Origin of the sequence: Streptomyces hazeniae, assembly GCF_031845485.1 — a bacterium.
In the GTDB taxonomy this organism is placed as follows: Bacteria; Actinomycetota; Actinomycetes; order Streptomycetales; family Streptomycetaceae; genus Streptomyces; species Streptomyces hazeniae.
The window spans coordinates 1-830 of the sequence record NZ_JAVREQ010000070.1; the positions used below are offsets into that span (position 1 = coordinate 1).

General features: G+C 64.2%; 1 protein-coding gene. It reads left to right on the top strand.

The window, feature by feature from the left end:
- Nucleotides 1-528: 528 nt before the first annotated feature.
- Nucleotides 529-830 (top strand): hypothetical protein (locus RM572_RS28605; protein WP_311676283.1); only part of this gene is annotated, 302 nt, incomplete at its 3' end.

An 830-nucleotide genomic window follows, 5' to 3' on the forward strand; every position in this document is an offset into this window, starting at 1 on the left:
CCCGAGCAGTGGTCCCAGCCACCAGCCTGCCCAACGCATCACGGCAGATATCGAATCTGGTGTGCGGCCGGTTCTGAGCGGTGGCCGGCGTCGGGTTGGTCGATGATGTCGATCCTTGCCTCGTTGATCACGTCACCCTCGTTCGTCCGTGCCCGAGATGGTAACGCCCGATACCAGATGCATCCCTTGCTTATTCGGATCCGCGTGCAATCCGGCCGGCCCTCAGCACGCGGGGGTGGGGGTTGGCTGTAGGCGCCGGTTCAGCTGCCGCGCAATCTTCAGTTCGGTTTGTCTTTCACCCTGGCACGCGGTTCCTGACGTGGCGAGTGCCGACCCTCCTGGCCAGTGCGATCAACTGGGTTTTGTGGGCATCGTGAACCTAGTTGCCAGTCCGGCGGCCCGTCTGCGGATAACAGTGTTGCGGGCGTTCCGCAGCCTGACCGGCCTGGCCGGGTCGGCGTTAATGTGCGGTTGCGGGGTCGTGCCTGGGGCATCGCGGTGATACTGATGGGCGTGACGGCGCGGTCGATGGCTTTCCTGCTCGGAATCTCGTGGGTGGTTTGTGGTGCCTTGATGGCGTTCAACCCGCCACCGGAGGGGAACAGTCGGGCATCGGTGATCCCGATTGTGGGCTGGGTGGTGATTGCCGCCGGGATCTACTTTGCAGTGAAATCCGTGCGTCTGCAGCCGGATACGGATATGGGCCGACCCGCCGGGTACGTCAGCGGAGCTACTCCTAGCCCGGCGAAGCTGCTGCTGGCGTGCGTGATCGGTGCGGTGATGGGCGTCGCGACGGTGTGGTGGGGGATCTCGTCAGGTCTGCTGTCTGT